The 20,227-nt window shown below is 46.2% G+C and carries 19 protein-coding genes, 1 tRNA gene, 1 other RNA gene and 1 other annotated feature; of the genes, 5 read left to right on the top strand and 16 right to left on the bottom strand.

Translation table 11 applies throughout. From position 1 onward, the window contains the following. Positions 1 to 400: 400 nt before the first annotated feature. From rsiV to ABMB67_RS21905, 11 genes are all read right to left on the bottom strand, one after another. A complete protein-coding gene (gene rsiV / locus ABMB67_RS21955; RefSeq protein WP_354573324.1) occupies positions 401 to 1,279 on the bottom strand; it encodes an anti-sigma-V factor RsiV in 879 nt (292 codons plus the stop codon). After that, on the bottom strand, positions 1,272 to 1,781 hold the full coding sequence (sigV, locus tag ABMB67_RS21950; RefSeq protein WP_354573323.1) for an RNA polymerase sigma factor SigV: 510 nt from the start codon (positions 1,779 to 1,781) through the stop codon (positions 1,272 to 1,274). Before sigV ends, rsiV begins: the two co-directional genes overlap by 8 nt. Positions 1,782 to 2,026: 245 nt before the next feature. Then, on the bottom strand, positions 2,027 to 2,290 hold the full coding sequence (locus tag ABMB67_RS21945; RefSeq protein ID WP_251225201.1) for a pro-sigmaK processing inhibitor BofA family protein: 264 nt from the start codon (positions 2,288 to 2,290) through the stop codon (positions 2,027 to 2,029). A 99-nt stretch (positions 2,291 to 2,389) separates the two neighbouring features. Further along, complete coding sequence (locus ABMB67_RS21940) at positions 2,390 to 2,617, bottom strand: YaaL family protein (protein WP_354573322.1); 228 nt, start codon at positions 2,615 to 2,617, stop codon at positions 2,390 to 2,392. 12 nt (positions 2,618 to 2,629) lie between these two features. Then, positions 2,630 to 3,226, bottom strand: a complete 597-nt coding sequence (recR, locus tag ABMB67_RS21935) for a recombination mediator RecR (protein ID WP_251195895.1) — start codon at positions 3,224 to 3,226, stop codon at positions 2,630 to 2,632. Between the two features lie 11 nt (positions 3,227 to 3,237). Next, positions 3,238 to 3,549: a YbaB/EbfC family nucleoid-associated protein gene (locus tag ABMB67_RS21930; RefSeq protein WP_251195894.1), complete on the bottom strand. Its 312-nt coding sequence runs from the start codon at positions 3,547 to 3,549 to the stop codon at positions 3,238 to 3,240. Positions 3,550 to 3,570: 21 nt separating this feature from the next. After that, positions 3,571 to 5,265: a DNA polymerase III subunit gamma/tau gene (gene dnaX / locus ABMB67_RS21925; RefSeq protein WP_354573321.1), complete on the bottom strand. Its 1,695-nt coding sequence runs from the start codon at positions 5,263 to 5,265 to the stop codon at positions 3,571 to 3,573. Positions 5,266 to 5,462: 197 nt separating this feature from the next. Beyond that, positions 5,463 to 5,728: signal recognition particle sRNA large type (gene ffs, locus ABMB67_RS21920), an RNA gene on the bottom strand. A 96-nt stretch (positions 5,729 to 5,824) separates the two neighbouring features. Continuing rightward, positions 5,825 to 6,301 (bottom strand): tRNA adenosine(34) deaminase TadA, encoded by a 477-nt coding sequence (gene tadA, locus ABMB67_RS21915; RefSeq protein WP_354573320.1) that lies wholly within the window; start codon positions 6,299 to 6,301, stop codon positions 5,825 to 5,827. A 142-nt stretch (positions 6,302 to 6,443) separates the two neighbouring features. Continuing rightward, positions 6,444 to 6,536: transfer RNA gene (locus ABMB67_RS21910), tRNA-Ser, on the bottom strand. Between the two features lie 203 nt (positions 6,537 to 6,739). Further along, on the bottom strand, positions 6,740 to 8,359 hold the full coding sequence (locus ABMB67_RS21905) for a glutathione ABC transporter substrate-binding protein (protein ID WP_251225205.1): 1,620 nt from the start codon (positions 8,357 to 8,359) through the stop codon (positions 6,740 to 6,742). A gap of 315 nt (positions 8,360 to 8,674) precedes the next feature. Here ABMB67_RS21905 and ABMB67_RS21900 point away from each other — a divergent pair, with 315 nt between their 5' ends. From ABMB67_RS21900 to ABMB67_RS21885, 4 genes are read left to right on the top strand one after another with little or no spacing between them, the layout of a single operon-like run. Continuing rightward, complete coding sequence (locus tag ABMB67_RS21900) at positions 8,675 to 9,571, top strand: ABC transporter permease (RefSeq protein WP_251225206.1); 897 nt, start codon at positions 8,675 to 8,677, stop codon at positions 9,569 to 9,571. 17 nt (positions 9,572 to 9,588) lie between these two features. Beyond that, on the top strand, positions 9,589 to 10,542 hold the full coding sequence (locus ABMB67_RS21895) for an ABC transporter permease (protein ID WP_251225207.1): 954 nt from the start codon (positions 9,589 to 9,591) through the stop codon (positions 10,540 to 10,542). A gap of 27 nt (positions 10,543 to 10,569) precedes the next feature. Then, complete coding sequence (locus tag ABMB67_RS21890) at positions 10,570 to 11,610, top strand: ABC transporter ATP-binding protein (protein WP_251225208.1); 1,041 nt, start codon at positions 10,570 to 10,572, stop codon at positions 11,608 to 11,610. After that, positions 11,591 to 12,598, top strand: coding sequence for an ABC transporter ATP-binding protein (locus ABMB67_RS21885; protein WP_251225209.1), 1,008 nt, complete (start codon positions 11,591 to 11,593; stop codon positions 12,596 to 12,598). The genes ABMB67_RS21890 and ABMB67_RS21885 overlap by 20 nt, the downstream gene beginning before the upstream one ends. Before the next feature lie 138 nt (positions 12,599 to 12,736). On the opposite strand, the gene serS is transcribed toward ABMB67_RS21885, so the two are convergent. The 5 genes from serS to guaB all read right to left on the bottom strand — a co-directional run bounded on the left by serS (position 12,737) and on the right by guaB (position 18,889). Further along, positions 12,737 to 14,020, bottom strand: coding sequence for a serine--tRNA ligase (serS, locus tag ABMB67_RS21880; protein WP_251225210.1), 1,284 nt, complete (start codon positions 14,018 to 14,020; stop codon positions 12,737 to 12,739). 136 nt (positions 14,021 to 14,156) lie between these two features. Further along, positions 14,157 to 14,378: a binding site (T-box leader), on the bottom strand. Beyond that, the gene (gene pdxT, locus ABMB67_RS21875; protein ID WP_251225211.1) at positions 14,374 to 14,964 is read right to left on the bottom strand and encodes a pyridoxal 5'-phosphate synthase glutaminase subunit PdxT; all 591 of its coding nucleotides are present in this window, start codon (positions 14,962 to 14,964) and stop codon (positions 14,374 to 14,376) included. Its footprint overlaps the feature before it by 5 nt. 35 nt (positions 14,965 to 14,999) lie before the next feature. Further along, on the bottom strand, positions 15,000 to 15,884 hold the full coding sequence (pdxS, locus tag ABMB67_RS21870) for a pyridoxal 5'-phosphate synthase lyase subunit PdxS (protein ID WP_251225212.1): 885 nt from the start codon (positions 15,882 to 15,884) through the stop codon (positions 15,000 to 15,002). Between the two features lie 117 nt (positions 15,885 to 16,001). Then, positions 16,002 to 17,333, bottom strand: a complete 1,332-nt coding sequence (locus ABMB67_RS21865; RefSeq protein WP_354573319.1) for a D-alanyl-D-alanine carboxypeptidase family protein — start codon at positions 17,331 to 17,333, stop codon at positions 16,002 to 16,004. 98 nt (positions 17,334 to 17,431) lie between these two features. Then, positions 17,432 to 18,889 carry an IMP dehydrogenase gene (gene guaB / locus ABMB67_RS21860; RefSeq protein ID WP_251225213.1) on the bottom strand — a complete coding sequence of 486 codons (1,458 nt, stop codon included), beginning with the start codon at positions 18,887 to 18,889 and terminating at the stop codon, positions 17,432 to 17,434. Positions 18,890 to 19,024: 135 nt separating this feature from the next. Here guaB and ABMB67_RS21855 point away from each other — a divergent pair, with 135 nt between their 5' ends. Continuing rightward, complete coding sequence (locus tag ABMB67_RS21855; protein WP_251225214.1) at positions 19,025 to 19,984, top strand: YaaC family protein; 960 nt, start codon at positions 19,025 to 19,027, stop codon at positions 19,982 to 19,984. Positions 19,985 to 20,227: the final 243 nt, after the last annotated feature.

Raw genomic sequence — 20,227 nt, 5'->3', positions numbered from 1 at the left:
GATTAAGCTCTTACGTTAATAAATTGACAGTCGCTTCACGCTGCATCCTGTGCAGGCTCCGCTGACTTTTTTGCGGTGACATTCGTCACCTTTTTCGCTTGGCTTTTGTTCAGTTTTCAAAGAACTCGTTGTCGTTTATGGCGACTTAATTATCATATCAAATACTGACTCGCTCGTCAATACTTTTTTTAATTAAGTTTCATCCGTCATTGGCGACAAGAAATAATATAACATATTTCAAAAGAACAATGCAACTGTTTTTTAAAATTGATTTAAAATCCTTTACTAGAAAAGCAATGACTTAAACAGACCGCTGTCGATTAAGTCATTGCTCGGCCTCTGCTCTCTTGTCGTTAAACGGTCCTCTACCATAAAGAACGCAAATGACCTTTCTGATTAATCACTTCACATACTCATTGCTCACTAAACAATCCTGCAAAACATCAGTCGGAATGACAAACTCGACCACCCCCATATAGCCGGGAGCCACTTCATACTCGTTAAAAGAGATGACAAGCTTATTCTCTTCATTAATATAAAAACTTTGCTCGGCGGCAATCGTGCTGAACCCTTCAGTACCAGTCGGATCATCCGCTGATTCAACAAAGTAGGATATGGAAGAGTCTTCATTCATTTGCTGCGTCATCTGGCTTTTAATATTTTCACTAATTGTATCAATATAGCTGTTATCTTTAAAAAGACTTGGCAAGGTCACGATGACTTGATTCTTCTTGTCAATTGTATCGTATTGAATGGTCGTCATTGAGGAGCCTACCGTTTCCTCCACGTAACGGCCGAGAGATAAAATTTGTTCGGTTTCCGTTTTTACTTCATACCCGCTGTCTACTTTTAACAACCCATCCTCCCCAAAAGCCTCGGCTCGTTCCATCTCAGCCATAAATGCCTCATAAAGAGCCTGCCCCTCTTTTACATATTGCTGATTTAACGTCTCTGCCAATGACGGGTCCGCCAGATTATTTATTTCAGGCACTTTAATATCTGCCTGATAGCCGCCTTCTTCAATGTGATACTCTTTAAAAGTTAATACTTCTACCACCTTCCCGATAAACGGCACGTCAGTTAATGCCTTTGCAAATGCAGGACTTATGTTTAAGCCAGCCGCGAAAATAAAAAAGGCGGCAGCTGTTGCCGCGAGCCAGCGGGCGCGAGGGCGTTGAGCAGGGGATGTTCGCAAAGCTTTTTCAACAACATGATCCAACTCAGAGGGAATCGCGATATTGTTATATTCTTTTTTCCATCGTTTCATTCTATCATCCATTTTGATTTACCCCCTCAATGTTCTCCAACTGTATTCGAAGAATTTTCAGCGCGCGATAGATTCGTGTTTTTACCGTATTCACGTTCAGATCGAGCACTTCTGCCACTTCCTCAATTTTCAAATCCTCCAAAAATCGCAAAACAATGACAGTGCGATAATCAGGGGACAGCTTATTTAAAGCTTCATACAGGTCAAAATCTTTATAATGATCTTCACGCCCGGCGGAATGCCATTGAAGCGTGTGATCATCCACGACCTTCACTTTCTTTCTTCGCCGGAGAAAATCCAATGACGTATTGACAACAATCCGGTAAAACCAGCTTTTTAACGCCCCGCTGTCTTTCAAGTTATTTGTGGCGAGTGCTTTTTGAATGGAATCCTGAACGACATCCAGCGCGTCTTCGGAATTTTGCACATAACTGTAGGCAAGCCGGTAAACATTTTCTTTATTTTGCATAGCAAACTCAGCGATCGCCTTGCTGTGCCCAGCTTTTCTGTTCAATCCCTCTCCCTCCCCTTGTTTCATTCTCGTTAGCTAACGGTCTTTCTATAACATAGACGAATAAGCGCCAGGAAAAAGTTTGCCCCCGCCTAAATTCTTTCTATTCATTATGACACGAAGAAAAAAAGCGGCTCGGTCAAAAGGTTGTTTTTTTCACCTTTTGACCGAGCCACTAAGCAATGAGCGGAATCGCCATGTTTTTCCCTCTCACCTTCGACTTCTGTCCATTCTCTTTCCTACTGCTTTCAAATAATAAATTGCTTCACTACGATCAGCAAAACCACTCCCGGAAGGCCGAGAATTCCCGAGACTGCCGCCGTTACGCCATTAATCGGGATATGAAAATCAAAAAAGGAGCCAAACGCATTGACAAAAAACAGCATCAGCGCTCCAATGATAAATTTAACGAAGACATTCCCTACAAAACGCAGCGGCTTCATCGGCGCACCGACAACTAACAAAAGAAGAATCAACCCTCCCAATAAAGAAAGAAGCACAACCGAATCCATACGACCACTCCCTGGCTTGTCTTAAAAGTTGTTCGCACAACCTCCTATAGACAACCTATGCCAGGAGGAATGAAAAAAGACCGCGCAAACGGTCTCGTTCTACTTGATACGGTTATCTTTTGTCGCGTGTCGCGCTCTAGCTTCCCTCAACAAAAATGAATATAAGGAATCTGTTATCTTTTTTCTTTGCAGCACATCTTCACTCGGCTCCACACTGCGCCTGATTAATTGCTGCTGGCTGTCGAGGCTGCGTTTATGATCTTCTATTAGCTGGATTAAACGTTCATCCTCCTGCGCTCGCAATCGTTGTTTTTTCGAAAAAAACATTTTTTCCCCACCTTACAGCTCTCTGCGACCTTCTATTGCCCGGGACAAAGTGACCTCATCGGCATATTCTAAATCGCCGCCAACTGGAAGGCCGTGGGCAATTCTCGTAACTTTGATTCCAGTCGGCTTCACGAGCCTTGAAATATACATCGCCGTCGCTTCCCCTTCAATTGTCGGGTTCGTCGCAATAATTACTTCCTGAATCGTATCATCCTGAAGCCGCTTTAACAGCTCAGGGATTTTAATATCTTCCGGGCCAATTCCATCCATCGGCGAGATCGCTCCGTGCAGAACATGGTATTTCCCCCGATATTCCTTCATCTTTTCCATCGCGATCACGTCCTTTGCTTCCTGCAGGACGCAAATCGTCGTTTCATCGCGGTGCTTATCTTCACAGATCCGGCAAGGGTCCGTATCGGTAATATTGTGACAGACGGAGCAATAGGTTAGATTCCGCTTGGCGTTCACCAATGCTTTCGCGAAGTCCAGCACATCATCTTCCTTCATATCTAGTACAAAAAAAGCCAGGCGGCTCGCCGTCTTAGGCCCGATACCTGGCAACTTCATAAATCCTTCTATTAATTTCGCAATCGGTTCAGGATATTGCACCTTTTCCCCTCCTAGAACATTCCAGGCATATTCATTCCTTTAGTAAACTTGCCCATATCTTGCTCAATCAGCTCGTCAACCTTCTTCAACGCTTCATTTGTCGCCGCAAGCACTAAATCCTGGAGCATTTCAACATCGTCAGGATCAACGACATCTTCGGAAATGTTCACATCAAGAATGCGCTTGTCACCGCTCGCTACAACCGTCACCATTCCGCCTCCGGCTGTCGCTTCAACGGTTTTCTCCTTTAATTCCTCCTGCGCCTTCAGCATTTGCTTTTGCATCTTTTGCATTTGTTTCATCATATTACCCATATTTTTCATTGTAAACTTCCTCCTTTTCACTTATCCATCTACAATTTCGATTAGTTCTTCTCCTACCAGCTTGATCGCTTCTTCAATCAGTGTATCATTTTCTTCTTCATCGCCGCTTTTTTGCTCATCGACGAACTCCTGCTTCACCTGCTCCCAATGATGATGGAGAATCGTCACAAAGGATGTTTGTCCTTGAAGCGCCTCTTGTAAAATTTGCTCCAGCACAGGGCGAAACTTCGTATCCATCATATCACGATGCATTTCATTTTGGAACGCCAGAACGATCGTACTTGCGGAGGCGGCTACCGGTTTGCTATCCATCAACCAGGCGTGCGCCGGAACGCTTTGCGATTTAATCCGCTCCATCACATCACCCCAGCTCGCCGTCACCTGCTGCAAGCTTCTCTTATCGGCAGCCTTGATCGTTTCCTTCACCTTCGCTGTCGACATTCTGGCCTGCGCCGGAACTTTTTTCGGACGCCTTGCTGCCGGCGCGGCTGTTTGCTCTTTACCTTGTTCAGCGCTGCCGGTTTGCTTCAACTGTTCAAACGCCCTTTCAAGCGTCTGAATTTTTCCTTTCAGCTGCTCCACTTCATCTGAAGCAACCGCAGCGGCTGTCGCTTGAGCCGGCTGTCTGGGCACTTTTTGATTCACGAGCTTCATCAAAGCGAGTTCAAGAAAAATCTTTGGATGAGCAGATCCTTTCATTTCCAGCTGGCTTTTATTTAAAGAATCTATTGATCGATACAGCCATTCCTCATTCACTTCAGCCGCAAGCTGCCTGAACATCTCATCAGGCTTGGCGCGCTCTAGCAGCTCTTCTGCCTGAGGAGCATGCTTATAGAGCAGCATATCACGGAAATAATAGACAGTATCCTCAATCAGCCTCAATGGATCTTTTCCATCCTGAAGCAATTGATCAAGCTCTTCTAATACTTTGACCGTCTCTCCCTCGTGAATCGCTTTAACGATGATCTGCAAAGCATGTTGCGAGACGGCGCCGGTAACAGCAAGCACATCGGCAAGCGTCAACGATTCATCGGCGAAAGAGATCGCCTGATCAAGCAGACTTAAAGCGTCACGCATCCCGCCTTCTGCGGCGCGGGCAATCATCAATAGCGCATCCTCTTCAAAAGAGACTCCGTCATGCTCAAGAATATGAGCTAAACGCCCGACAATCGCCTGGCTTGTAATCCGCTTAAAATCGAAACGCTGGCATCTCGAAATGATCGTAAGTGGGATTTTATGCGGTTCAGTCGTCGCCAGTATAAATAAAACATGACTCGGCGGTTCCTCCAACGTTTTTAATAAAGCGTTGAACGCCCCTGTCGACAACATATGTACTTCATCAATGATATACACCTTATAGCGCACTTCATTCGGAGCGAACTTCACCTTATCACGAATATCGCGAATTTCATCAACCCCATTATTGGAAGCCGCATCAATTTCCATCACATCAACAATCGAGCCATTTGTAATGCCGATACATGCCGGGCATTCATTACAAGGCTCGGCAACAGGAGCTTTTTGACAATTTATTGCCTTGGCAATAATTTTGGCCGCACTCGTTTTTCCCGTGCCCCGCGGCCCCGAAAAAAGGTAGGCGTGGGAAAGTTTTTCCTGCAACAAAGCATTTTGCAATGTTCTTGTTATATGCTCCTGGCCAACCACATCCTTTAACAGCTGCGGTCTCCACACACGATACAATGCTTGATAGCCCACTCTCCTGCTCCTCCTTCCGTGCGTCTTTCTCCATTATAGCTTTAATAGCTCCATTTTCAAAGGCTTGCAACCGAAGAACATCCGGAAGTTTTCAACTGGTTCCCGTCGTCTCCGCCAGCCCGAAGCCCCTCACTCAATAGCTTAAAAGGGGTTGTTCCTAAAGCTTTAGGAACAACCCCTTTTTCATAAAATGAATACCGTGCACCTTCCGTTGATAATGCCACCCCGGGCGTTACCTAAGCAGTTAGCTCGGCTCAGGCGACTCCACGGCACACGAAAGGGTCCACTTACTGCTGCTTCCTTCCGGACCTGACAGGGTTCATGGGTTTCCGTTGCGTGGAACCCAAGCGTCAACACCACTTACTTAGGTCAGACCCCACGGTGACAGAACCTCGAGAAGGAGTTCAGTCTCGCTATAGCGGATTGCGAGTACAGGGCACCGCTACCTCCCCACCTAGCACGGCAAATTGATTAACGTAGTTAGGCGTCTTTATCGACGCATGTTTTAGTATAGAGGTTTTTGTACAAAAAAGCAACAGGAAGAAGGAGGAAGACCATTTTACTCCGTATTGTCGCTTTTCTTGCGCGCTCTCAATTGACGAAAAAAGGACCGCAGCCTCTCAGCACATTCGTTCTCCATACAGCCTGATACAACAGCGGCCGTATGGTTAAAACACGGCTCATCAAGCAAATTCATCAATGTTCCCGCACAACCGGCTTTTGGATCCGACGCCCCGTAGACGACTTTTTCAATCCGCGACTGCACGATCGCCCCGGCGCACATCGGACAAGGCTCCAGTGTGACATATAATGTACAATCGAGCAGCCGCCAGCTGCCAAGCTTTTTACAGGCTTCCTCTATCGCAAGCAGCTCGGCATGGGCGAGCGCCTGCCGATCACATTCCCGCCGATTATGCGCGGCCGCAATCAGCTCATCTCCCCGAACGACAACGGCGCCAATCGGCACTTCCCCAAGCGCCGCTGCCTTATCGGCCTCTTCCAGCGCACGTGTCATCCACTTTTGATCTTTATCCATAGCTCGTCTCCTTTTCCCTCTCTTAAGAGCACTCTCAAAAAACATAGAATGAACGGAGCTTGCACCGATCTCTGCTTCTTCGTACTTTCACGTCTTAAACAAAAAACACTACCGTTTCGCTGGTAGTGTGACTTTTTCAATATGGCGGAGGAAGAGGGATTCGAACCCCCGCGCGGTTTAACCCGCCTGTCGGTTTTCAAGACCGATCCCTTCAGCCGGACTTGGGTATTCCTCCACTTGAACTTGCTGACAAGGAATAATATATCAAATCGATAAATCAATTGCAAGGTATTTTTTAGAAAAAATATAGAGGCCAGGCAAAAGGAAAAACAACCTTTTATCCCAGCCTCCCGAAAGCGGGCAGCCTCTTTCTTTCGTGTCAAACAGACCGCCGCCTCATTTCAAGTATGTTTCATACTCTTTTCTTCTATTATAAGCTTACTGCTCTAACACGACATCCTGAAGACGGATAATCCGCGTTGGATCCTGCCATAGATTTTTAACCTTATCACTTACACCTAGCAAGTATTCCTGATGGTGAATATAAAGCATTGGTGCCTCATCGACCAAAATCTCCTGAATCTGGCTGTAAAGCTCTAAACGCTCATCAGGATCTGGATTTTGACGGGCTTGCTCCAACAAATCATCCAGCTCAGGGTTGCTGAGGAACGTCCGGTTCCCCGGCTCACCGAAGTTAGACGAATGGAACAATGGATACATACCGTAGTCCCCATCACCCGTTACAGTTGTCCAACCAAGGATAAACATATCATGGTCACCGTTCGCTGTCTGGTCAAGATACGCTCCCCATTCGACAACTTGAATCTCTGCATGAACGCCGATTTCCGCTAATGCCGCTTGCGTAAATGTTGCGATATCCATCCGCTCACGATCATCGTTTGTCCAAAGCGTTGTGGAGAAGCCATCCGGATAACCAGCTTCCGCCAATAATTCCTTCGCTCTTTCAGGATTGTATTCTAAGCCAGTTGCATTTTCATCATAGCCAAATACGTCCGGTGCAATCGGTCCGATCGCCGGTACCCCTGCGCCATCATAAATATTCTCAATGATCGAATCCTTATCAATCGCCATTGAAATCGCTTGACGGACAAGCTTATTATCAAATGGTTCTTTCTCAGCGTTGAAGCCAATATACGTTAAGGCGACACTTGGCTGACGGTTCACATGAAGTCCGTCTGTACTTTCAATTCGTTGAACGTCGGCCGGACTTAATGGCTCGGATACATGTGAAGCACCCGTTTCAAGCTCACTAATACGCGTTAAATCTTCCGGTACTACCTTGAACACAACTGAGTCAAGCTTCGCCGGCTCTCCCCAATAATCATCATTACGCACAAGACGGATTTCCGTTCCCGGATTCCAGCTGTCAAACTTGAAGAAGCCTGTCCCAATTGGACCTGCGCTGATCACGCTTCCTGGCTCTTCCCCTGCTTCCATCGCTTCATAATCCGCAGCGATTAATTCACCAGAAATCATTCCGCCACCGTTATGCGCAAGGTGAGCCGGAAGTGGAGCAAATGGATACTCGGTTACAAATTGTACCGTATATGGATCAATCACATTAACTTCTGTAATCATGTCATACAAGAAAGAACGTGGAGAAGCCACTTCCGGATCAAGAATACGTTCAATATTCGCTTTCACAACATCAGCGTTAAATTCTGATCCGTCATGGAAGGTTACCCCTTCACGAAGCTTGAATTCCCATGTTGTATCATCAATTGCTTCCCAGCTTTCAGCAAGACCAGGCTGCAATTCCATATTTTCATCCTGCTTTACTAACGATTCATAAATATTATAAGCAACATTACTGGATGGTGTGTCGTTTGAGCCGTGCGGATCAATCGCTACAGCATCAGACAAATTGGCGATAACCAGTTCGCCGCCTTCACCAGTTCCTTCCCCCGCTTCTTCGCTAGCCCCGTCTTCATCCGGTGTCTGCGCTCCTTCATCAGGTTCACTCGCACATGCCGCCAGCGTAAAAGCCAGCACAAGTCCCAGTATCATTGCAAAAAGTGAATTTTTTGATATTTTCACCGATTATTACCTCCTGTGTCCTTTTTTTGAAAAAATCAATTAAAAGCAATATCAATATAACGTAACTTTTACAAAAAAACAAGAAATTTTTTAAGATTTTCACACGGTAACGCGTTTTAACATCACAGCAATAAGGATTGAAGGACTTTTCTCACAATTTTATTTTTCCAAATAATTTGAACACTCGAATATTCCTAATTATATTAAAAGAATTATTTTACATTGTAATATTCGGCCAAGCTCGGTATAATCAAACTTCGAGAAAGCATTTAAATTGTGTTAAAATTTAAAGCATTTTGAGAAAGGATGAAAAAAATGAGCGAACAGACAATAAATCAGTCGCAGGTCACAAGTCCGCCTCCTAACCCTCGTATTGAGAGTTGGAAAAACTTTTTTACTAAGCTTCGAAAAAATAAAGCGGCTATGGTTGGTGGACTTTTAATTTTGTTTTTTCTATTAGTGGCGATCATCGGGCCCTTTCTTACCCCTTATCAGCCCAATACTCCTGATTATGCAAATAAGCTTGCTTCTCCTTCCGCCGATCATTGGTTCGGGACTGACCATCACGGAAGAGATATTTTCACAAGAATTATTCATGGGATGTCACTTACCCTTTACGTCGGCGTCGTTTCCGTCTTGATCGGAGCGGTTATCGGTGTTTTGCTTGGTATTACCTCCGGTTATTACGGAAAGCGCGTTGATGCGTTTATTATGCGCTGTATGGATGTATTACTGGCTTTCCCCGGCATTCTGTTAGCGCTGGCAATCGTCAGTGTGCTCGGACCAAGCTTAAACAATGTTATTATCGCTGTCGGGATTTTTTCCATTCCTGTCTTTGCCCGGATTGTCCGCGGGTCAACGCTTGCCGTCCGGAAACTGGAATACATTGATGCTGTCAAAGCGCTCGGTGCGAGCGACGTGCGGATTATTTTTAGACATATCCTGCCAAATGTCACCTCTCCCCTTATTGTCCAAGCTACATTAAGCATTGCGACCTCAATTTTGACCGCGAGTGGCCTTTCTTTCCTTGGATTGGGCGCACAGCCGCCAACTCCGGAATGGGGAGCAATGCTTAGTGATGGTCGGAATTTTATGTGGGATGCACCGCATGTCGCATTTTTCCCCGGAATTGCGATCGTGATTGTCGTGCTGGCATTTAATATTTTCGGTGACGGATTAAGAGATGCCCTTGATCCTAAGATGAAAAACTAGAAAAGAGGTGCAAAACATTGTTTACTTTTATTGTTCGACGAATCATCCAAACAATTCCCGTTTTAATAGGTGTCACGATTCTGACGTTCAGTTTGATGCACCTCATTCCTGGTGATGCTGCACAGATTATGGCAGGGGAAAGTGCTTCTCCGGCTCAAGTGGAGCAAATGCGTGAACGGCTCGGCTTAAATGACCATGTCGTAGTCCAATATTTCAAATATGTCGGCAATGCCATTCAAGGTGACCTTGGCTCTTCTGTCAGAAGTGGCCGGGATGTGACCTCCGAAATTGGGGCCCGCTTTTGGGTAACGGTCGAGCTCGCCGTCTACAGTACGATCCTGAGCGTTTTTATCGGGCTGATTGCCGGGATTATCTCAGCAACAAAGCATTATACGCTGACCGATGCCATTATTATGATTATCGCTTTGTTTGGTCTCTCAATGCCGAACTTCTGGCTCGGCCTGATGCTGATTCAATGGTTTGCCAGCGGCTTTGATGTCTCGCTGTTCGGCTTCTCCTTCCATACCGGCTGGTTTGCCTCGTCGGGCTGGGGCTCCTGGCAGCAGGTTGTCCTTCCGGTTATTACACTTGGAACAGCCGGTGCGGCGATTATTGCCAGAATGACGCGGTCGAGCATGCTTGAAGTCATCGGCCAAGATTATATCCGTACCGCACGGGCGAAAGGCGTTAAAGAACGCGTCGTTATTTACCGTCATGCGCTAAAAAATGCGCTTATTCCGGTTGTCACAGTTGTCGGAATCCAGTTCGGCACATTGCTTGGAGGCGCGGTACTGACCGAGACGGTTTTTGCGATCAACGGCCTTGGACGTTTCATCATCGATGCGATTCGCGCCCGTGATTTCCCTGTCGTTCAAGGGACGGTGCTTGTCTTTTCATTGTTGTTTGTTTTTGTTAACTTACTTGTCGATATTGCCTATCGCTTTTTAAATAAACGGATTGATTTAGATTAATCATTTACCAGGAAGGTGGGAAGCTTCATGACGGCTCATGTTCATGACGATAAGCCGATCCTCGAAGTCCGCGATCTCCGCACGTCCTTTTTTACAAAAGGCTTTGAGATCAAGGCAGTGGATGGCGTTAACTTTTCAGTTCCCAAAGGAAAAACACTTGGAATCGTCGGAGAATCAGGATCAGGAAAAAGCATCACGTCTCTTTCGATTCTTCGTTTAATTCAAAGCCCAGGTAAAATTGTCGGGGGCGAGGTTCTCTTTAAAGGCGAGAATCTCGTTGAAAAAAGTGAAGCAGCGATGCGAAAAATTCGCGGCAATGAAATCTCGATGATTTTCCAGGAGCCGATGACTTCGCTGAATCCGGTTTATACGATCGGCCAGCAAATCGGTGAGGCTTTTAAAATTCATGAAGGGGCGGGCAAAAAAGAAGCAATTACCCGCTCGATTGAGATGCTGAAGCTCGTTGGGATTCCGGCTCCGGAAAAACGCGTCCATCAATACCCGCATGAACTGTCCGGCGGAATGCGGCAGCGGGTTATGATTGCGATGGCGCTTGCCTGTAATCCTGAGCTGCTAATTGCCGATGAACCGACTACCGCTCTCGATGTAACGATTCAGGCTCAGATTCTTGAGCTAATGAAAGACTTGCAAACACGTCTTGGCATGTCAATCATTATGATTACCCATGATCTCGGAGTCGTCGCGGAAACTTGTGACTATGTTGCCGTAATGTACTGCGGGAAAGTGATCGAATACGCAACCGTAAACGATTTATTTAAAAATCCGCGGCACCCTTATACAGTCGGGCTGCTGAATTCCTTGCCTCGTCACGATATCGATCTCGGCGATGAGGAACTGTCTGTCATTAAAGGCTCGGTGCCTAATCCGACGGAATTGCCGAAAGGCTGTCGCTTTGCCCCGCGCTGTCCTCATGCAAGTAAAGTATGCGTCGATAAGCTTCCTCAGCTTGAGGAAGACGACAATGGAAATCAGATTCGCTGTTGGATTTACTCAGACGAGTGGGATGGCGATCCGGAGGTGGACATTCATGCAGAAAGAACTACTTAAGGTAGAAGAATTAAAGCAGCACTTTCCGATTAAAGGAGGCTGGCTTGGCCGGACGGTCAATCATGTTAAAGCCGTCGACGGCGTTTCCTTCACCGTTTACGAAGGGGAGACAGTCAGCATCGTCGGAGAATCAGGCTGTGGAAAATCAACAACCGGACGGGCGATTCTCCGTCTTGATGAGCCTACTTCAGGTGAGGTGCAATTCGATGGAGAGGACCTGCTTTCCTTAAGCAAAGCGGATATGCGCAAAAAGCGGAAAGACTTGCAGATCATTTTCCAAGACCCTTACGCGTCGATTAACCCGCGACAAACGGTGCGTCAAGTGTTGGAGGAAGCGATGGCGATTCAAAATGTCGTGCCGCGCGAGCAGCGGGCCGAACGGATTCGCGAATTAATGGAAACAGTCGGATTAGGTGCTCATCAAGCGGATCGCTTCCCGCACGAGTTCAGTGGCGGACAGCGTCAACGGATCGGTATCGCCCGTGCTTTATCCGTCAATCCGAAGCTTATTATTTGTGATGAGGCCGTATCGGCGCTTGACGTTTCCATTCAGGCTCAGGTCATTAATTTGTTGAAGAAGCTCCAGCGCGAGTTCCAGCTCACTTATTTGTTTATTTCGCATGATCTCGGGGTTGTTCGTCATATTTCGGATCGCGTCATCGTGATGTATCTCGGGCGAATCGTCGAAATCGGTGACAAGAAATCCGTCTTTGATAACGCGCAGCATCCCTATACGAAGGCGCTCCTATCAGCGATACCTGTTCCCGATCCTGAAAAAAACAACGAGCGGATTTTGTTAAAAGGAGATGTCCCATCTCCGATTAACCCACCGGAAGGCTGCCGCTTTCATACACGCTGTCCTTTCGCAACGGATAAGTGCCGCACGGAGACACCTGAACTTCGTGCCGAGGATTATATGAAGGAAGGTCACCTGGCCGCCTGTCATTATATGAAAGAAATTGAGGCTGGCGAGATGCAGCCCAAATAAGAAAAGACGCCTGTGGCGTCTCGTTACAATCATTTGCGGAGAGCTAAAAGCAAGTAACGTGCTCTGCCAAAGCCCTTATCTTAAAAAGGATTGTCCCCTGCGCTTCATGCTTTAGGACAATCCTTTTTTTGCCTTCTACTAGTTCGGCACGGTGATTTTGTCTACGCCACCCATATAAGGGCGCAGCACCTCAGGAATGACGATTGATCCGTCTTCCTCCTGATAATTCTCCAGCAGCGCAGCGACCGTACGGCCGACTGCAAGGCCTGACCCATTCAATGTATGGACGAATTCCGGCTTGGCCTTTGGCTCTGGACGATATTTGATGTTGGCCCGTCTCGCCTGATAGTCCTCGAAGTTACTGCATGAAGAAATTTCACGGTAAGAACCGTAGCTTGGAATCCACACTTCAATATCGAATTTTTTCGCTGCGGTAAAGCCGAGATCAGCCGTACACATACTTAGCACACGATAAGGAAGCCCTAACAGCTGCAACACCTTTTCTGCATGACCGGTAATTTGCTCAAGCGCCTCATAAGAATCCTCAGGCTTCACAAAGCGCACAAGCTCAACTTTATTGAACTGGTGCTGCCGGATTAAGCCTCGTGTATCGCGGCCGGCAGAACCCGCTTCAGAGCGGAAATTGGCGCTGTATGCCGTATAAGCAAGCGGCAATTGCTCCGCTGATAAAATTTCATCACGATGCAGATTTGTGACCGGAACTTCTGCTGTTGGAATTAAAAAGTAATCTTCCTCACGGATTTTAAATGCATCCTCTTCAAACTTCGGCAGCTGTCCCGTCCCGGTCATGCTCGCCCGGTTGACCATATAAGGCGGTAAAATTTCAGTATAGCCATGCTTGTCCTGATGAAGATCCATCATAAAATTGATCAGCGCGCGCTCAAGTCTCGCTCCAAGCCCTTTATAAAACACAAATCGGCTCCCCGTTACTTTCGCCGCACGTTCAAAATCAACAATATCGAGGGCAGAAGCAAGATCCCAATGAGGCTTTGCTTCAAAATCAAACGAACGGACTTTGCCCCATGCTCGAATTTCGACATTGTCATCCTCCGACGCGCCGACCGGTACACTTTCATGCGGCACATTCGGAATCGTCAGCAAAATGCCTTCCAGCTCCTCCTCTACGTTGCGAAGCGCTTCATCAAGCGTTTTAATCCGTTCCGATACTTCCTTCGTTTCCTTAATTAAATGATCGGCATCCTGTTTCGCCCGCTTTAACTGAGCCACTTCCTGCGATACTTGATTGCGGCGGCTCTTTAATTCTTCCACTTCTACGATGATGGCCCGTCTTTTTTCATCTAATTCCGCAAATCTGTCTAAACCGGAGATATCTTCTCCTCTTGTTTGCAGCCTTGCTTTAATTGACGCTAAATCGTTACGCAATCTCTTTATGTCCAACATGTCATAATCCTCCTATCTAAGCTCGTTTCTATTTTAGCAAAAATTGCTCTAAAAAAGCGACACCGGTACATGAGAAAACCGAACAGCCTCTTTCTTCTAATCGTGAAAAAAGCTCTCGTCCCTTCTTTTCCTGGAAAGAAGGGACGAGAGCTTTCCCGCGTTGCCACCCTAATTGCAAAGACGAATGAATTCGCCCTTGCCACTTAGACTGATAACGGCAGCTAGCCGGAAAAGCTTCGCTCAAGCTTCTGCTTTTCACTCAAAGGGGGATTTCCATCCAGGCTTTGTCCGATTCGCACCTGCCATCGGCTCTCTGTTGCAAAGCACAGGATGTACTTGTCCTTTTCAACGCTTTATTTATTCAATGATTGCTTCGTTTCCTTGACCATCTTCACAAAAAACTGATGAAAGCGGTGGTCATCAGTAAGTTCCGGATGGAAGGAGCAGGCAAGAAAATTCCCTTGCCGCGCCGCTACGATTTCATCACCGTACTTCGATAACACTTCGACGTCTGTCCCGACTTCAACGATGAGCGGAGCACGGATGAAAACCGCGCGGATGTCTTCCCCGACGCCTGTAACATGCAAATCTGTTTCAAAGCTTTCCCGTTGACGACCGAACGCATTACGCTGCACCTTCATCTTCATCACAGCTAAATGTCCTTCCGGATAGCCGACAATCTCTTCTGCCATTAATATTAATCCGGCGCATGTCCCAAATATCGGCTTATTTGCCTCGGCAAATTGCTTCAATGGTTCAAAAAAACCATATCGATCAATTAGCCGGCGCATCGTCGTGCTTTCTCCGCCGGGCAGCACAAGGCCGTCCAAATCTGCAAGCTGCTCGACTTTCTTAACGACGACGATTTCCGTCTCAGGCGCTGCAAGACAGTTGACGTGCTCGCGTACAGCTCCCTGTAATGCTAATACTCCAATTTTCACCATGGCATGTTAACGCCCTTTCTTCATCACGTTTCAGCTTACCAGCCGCGCTCCTGCATGCGTTCTGACGGATTTAAAGAGGAAATCTCAATTCCCTTCATCGCTGTTCCGAGTCCCTTTGAAAGCTCAGCAATTAATGCATAATCCTCATAGTGGGTAGTCGCCTCGACAATCGCCCGGGCAAACTTTTCAGGGTTGTCTGACTTAAAGATACCGGAACCGACAAATACACCGTCAGCGCCAAGCTGCATCATTAGCGCTGCGTCCGCAGGAGTCGCCACACCGCCGGCTGCAAAGTTAACAACCGGTAGCTTACCAGTTTCTTTAATTTCAAGCAGCAGCTCAAGTGAAGCGCCAAGGTTCTTCGCTTCCGTCATTAGCTCATCCGTTGACATTTGCGTCACCTTGCGGATTTGTCCTTGAATCATCCGCATATGACGAACAGCCTCGACAATGTTTCCTGTTCCCGGCTCACCTTTCGTCCGGATCATGGAAGCACCCTCACTGATCCGGCGCGAAGCTTCGCCTAAGTCACGTGCTCCGCATACGAATGGTACAGTGAAATCACGCTTATAAAGATGAAAAACCTCATCCGCAGGTGTAAGCACTTCACTTTCATCAATGTAGTCAACACCCATTGCTTCAAGTACACGCGCTTCGACAATATGACCGATGCGAGCTTTTGCCATAACAGGAATCGATACAGCATTCAACACTTCCTCTACAATCGTCGGATCAGCCATCCGGGCAACACCACCGGCTGCGCGAATGTCTGCCGGCACACGCTCAAGCGCCATTACCGCTACCGCTCCAGCCTGTTCTGCAATCTTCGCTTGTTCTGCGTTAACGACGTCCATAATGACGCCACCCTTTTGCATTTCTGCCATACCCCGTTTGACTCTGTCAGTTCCTGTTTGACTCATGTATAATTCCTCCTATACCGTTCCTCTAAGTTGGGTTTACCATCTTTTATAGTATACCTTAAAATCACACATATTCGCATTGTTTTCAGAAAACTATTTACGAGACTCGTCCAGCTGCTAGAACCAGCCTTTCACCATATCAGCAGCGCCATTCCAAACGCCTGAGAAAAAGCCGCCGATCGCTCTCATGCTCATCGTAAACCAGCCTGCACGTTCAACTGCCGCGCTTGTTATGACCGCTACTTCTTCTCGCTGATCCGCATATAAAAACTCTTCTTCCTGCTCACCATCGTACTGCAGCGCCAACGTTCCCACTTGATGTCCAGCCTCAACCGGAGCCTCTAACGCTCCATCCTCATTAAGCTGATTCTGATCAAGTTCAAGCACTGGCGAATATAGCTCTTCTTCCCCGTTTAACACAACGGTTGAGAGAGGAGCCGCGCTGGCAATGCTAACGTCTTTCTCTTTTCCTCCATGAACAGGAAGTAACTCTTGTCCTTCCGGAATATATCCGTCTCCAACCATTTCCATATGGGTAAAGCTAGAAAAACCATAATCAAACAGCTTTTCTGTCTCATCAAAACGGGCATCACGGGAAGCGGTACGCATCACAACAGAAATGAACCGCATGCCATCTCTCTCAGCTGTTCCTGTAAATGCATTCCCAGCCGCTGCCGTATAACCGGTTTTCAACCCGTCTACACCTTCGTAATTATGCTGTTCTTCAATCCCCGAAAGCATCCAGTTCCAATTTCGCATTTCAATTTGTTCGTCAGGACCCGCTTCAAATGTTTTCGTCGGAATACTTGCCGTCTCCAACACCTCAGGGTAATCACGAATCAAAGAAAACGCCAGTTTAGCCGTTGCCCGCGCCGACATCATATTTTCATCCGATTCCCCTGTACCGTCCGGATGGTTGCCGAGCAGATCACTATTATTCAATCCAGTGGAATTGACAAATTGATAATCTTCAAGGCCTAACTCCGCTGCTTTATCGTTCATCATTTTAACGAACTCTGTTTCAGAGCCCGCAATCAACTCAGCCAAAGCGATTGTCGAAGCATTCGCTGAATAAATCGCTACTGATTCGTAAAGCTGTTTAACCGTATACGTTGCATCCTGTCGAAGCGGAACATTCGACAAGTCAATATACAAGGAAAGACTTCTGACAAAATCACTAATTGGCACCTCTTGCTCCCAACTAATGGTTCCGTTATTAATCGCTTCTAAAATGAGATACTCACTCATCATTTTCGTCATACTAGCCGTTGGCAAAATTTGATCAATATTTTTCTGGAATAAAATTTTCCCTGTACCTGCGTCGACTAAAATCGCTGATTCAGCTTCTAAATCAAAAGAAGCCGCGGCATGTTGATTTCCTACAAAAGCAAAAAACAACGCCATTGTCAGCAATAAGATAAGTGATTTTTTTCTTACTTGCTGTTTCACCCTTACACCTCCACACCTTTTCACATAGACGTTATTTTACCACACCAAAGCATAAAAAAATAGATAGAGAAGACCTCTATCTATTTTTTCATAATCTCTTATAAGGAATAGTTTGGCGCTTCCTTCGTAATTTGAACATCATGTGGATGACTTTCCCGTAGTCCTGCTGCTGTTATCCGGATAAATTGTCCATTTTCACGTAAATCCTCTAACGTTCTTGTTCCGCAGTATCCCATACCGGCCCGAAGTCCGCCGAGGAGCTGGTGAATGGTATCATGCAATGGTCCTTTGTAAGGAATTCTGCCTTCAATGCCTTCCGGAACCAATTTTTGTGCGTCTTCCTGGAAGTAGCGGTCCTTACTCCCCTTTTCCATTGCGCCGAGAGAGCCCATACCACGATATACTTTAAATTGACGACCTTGGTAAATTTCACGCTCCCCTGGGCTTTCAGAAACGCCAGCAAGCAGGCTTCCAAGCATTACAGCATGTCCTCCGGCTGCGAGAGCCTTAACAATATCGCCGGAATACTTAATACCACCGTCAGCAATGATCGGCACACCATGTTTGGCCGCCTCTGTCGCACAATCGTAAACTGCCGTAATTTGCGGCACGCCGATTCCCGCTACAACCCGTGTTGTACAGATCGAACCAGGACCGATTCCGACTTTTACGACATCGGCTCCCGCTTCAATTAAATCACGCGTCCCTTCCGCCGTCGCCACATTCCCTGCAATAATCGTTAAATCAGGGTAGGACTGACGGACTTCACGAACCTTGTCTAACACACCCTTTGAGTGACCGTGAGCGGTATCAATCACAATCACATCGACGCCGGCTGCTACTAACGCCTCAATCCGCTTATCGGCATCGGCAGACACCCCTATCGCCGCGCCAACGACTAAGCGTCCTTGTGAGTCTTTCGCCGAGTTCGGGAATTCAATCACTTTTTCAATGTCTTTAATCGTAATTAGTCCTTTAAGCACGCCTGAATCATCAACAAGCGGCAGCTTTTCAATCTTATACTTTTGCAGGATCTTTTCAGCGTCAAGCAGCGTCGTACCAACAGGAGCAGTCACAAGATCCTGCTTCGTCATCACTTCATCGATCTTGATCGAATAATCTTCGATAAAACGAAGGTCACGGTTCGTTAAAATTCCGACAAGCTTTTGTTGCTCATCAACAATCGGCACTCCAGAAATACGGTACTTTCCCATCAAATGCTCCGCATCAAATACTTGATGATCCGGTGTTAAGTAGAAAGGATTGGTAATAACACCACTTTCCGACCGTTTAACGCGATCTACATGCTCCGCCTGCTTTTCAATCGACATGTTTTTATGGATAATACCAAGTCCGCCTTCTCTAGCCATTGCGATCGCCATTTCTGCTTCTGTAACAGTATCCATCCCCGCGCTAATAAGGGGCATGTTTAATTGCAAATTGTCACTTAACGCTGTCTTAATTGAAACATCTCTAGGCAATACTTCCGACTTTGCTGGTACGAGAAGAACATCATCAAACGTTAGTCCCTCTTTTTGGAATTTATTTCCCCACATACGATCCATCCTCCCTCAATCCTTTATTTTGTACGTCAAAATATTATTAGTAGCTTATCAATTGGGTAAACTACTGTCAAGAATACTATTATTAATGTATTTTTTAGAATTTACTGAACAATTGGAGCGATTGACATGGATAAACCATTAGCCGAACGTTTTCTACCTTTTTATTCCGCCGCCTTCACCAGAACCTATTTGACAGAGGCATATGAAACACTCCAAATCCCGCAGGCAAAAGCGAAAAGCTATCATACCTGCTATTCATTTATTTATCATCTTCAACAGGGAGAGCTTTATATAAAGCAAGCACACACTTCACCGATAGAACTTAAACCGCTCTTGCTTTTTTATGGCTTTATTCAATTATTGAAAGCCTGTATTTTAACAAGAGATCCCGACTATCCGCAAAATAGTGATGTCCTCGCTCATGGAGTATCAACCCGCAAACGAAAAAAAGCCGCCTACTGCTTTTTAGACGACGAGGTTAAAATTCAAAAAAACGGCCTTTTTTCGCACTTATTAGACAAAATGTTTCACATGAAACATAGCTTTGAAAAGTATCAAATGAGAACCTTACTCCAGCACATCGCTGATCTCCATCCTTTGTTTCTAAAAATATATAAACATGATCTTTCCTATAAAGGGACATTCAGCGGGTCCTCTCTTATTTTCCCTGCTCAATTGCTGGATTCCTATCATATGACGCCGAATCGCTTTGAGCAATATATCGAAACATTCCCGCACAGTCGCTACAACTCTCATCTGAGAATTAAGGAAGAGGAGGAATTGCTTTATATTCCGTTACGCAATTCCCCTTCTTCTTTAGATGTGTCGCCTTGGCTCATCGACCAGGCTGGTGATATTTATATCCTGAAGAAGCGCCATGATAAGACACCATGTAAATTGCCAGAACCAGCCATCCACTATTTGCTCCTCTATAACCTGAGCATGATCTCCAGATATGAGACAGAATGGTGGGGCGAATTAATCCATACATTTAGCGGCACGGATTACCCATTCATCGTTTATTACCTTACAGTTGCAGAAAAGAAACTCCCAACCTTAATTTCAAACTTTCTTCAAAAAAAATGAGCGGCACTTGGCTTATACCAATGCCGCTTATGAAATTTGTTTACTGCTTCTCCGATAATTGAGGCCCTACTCTCTTTCTTCCAGACAAACTACCTCCCACAGGCTGTTGTTTACTCACACAGTACCCATCGGCTTTTTCACAGAAGCCGCTCGTTCTTCCGAACGAGTGCTCTTCGCGCCTTGTGCGTTATCCTTTGTGCAATAAAAAAGCACAATCCGCTTGGATTGTACTTTATCGCCCGG

The sequence above is a fragment of the Halalkalibacter oceani genome (assembly GCF_040544555.1).
GTDB classification, from domain to species: domain Bacteria; phylum Bacillota; class Bacilli; order Bacillales; family Bacillaceae_D; genus Halalkalibacter; species Halalkalibacter oceani.
Note: the sequence above shows the minus strand (reverse complement) of the source record. Positions and strands in the feature narration are given on the sequence as shown.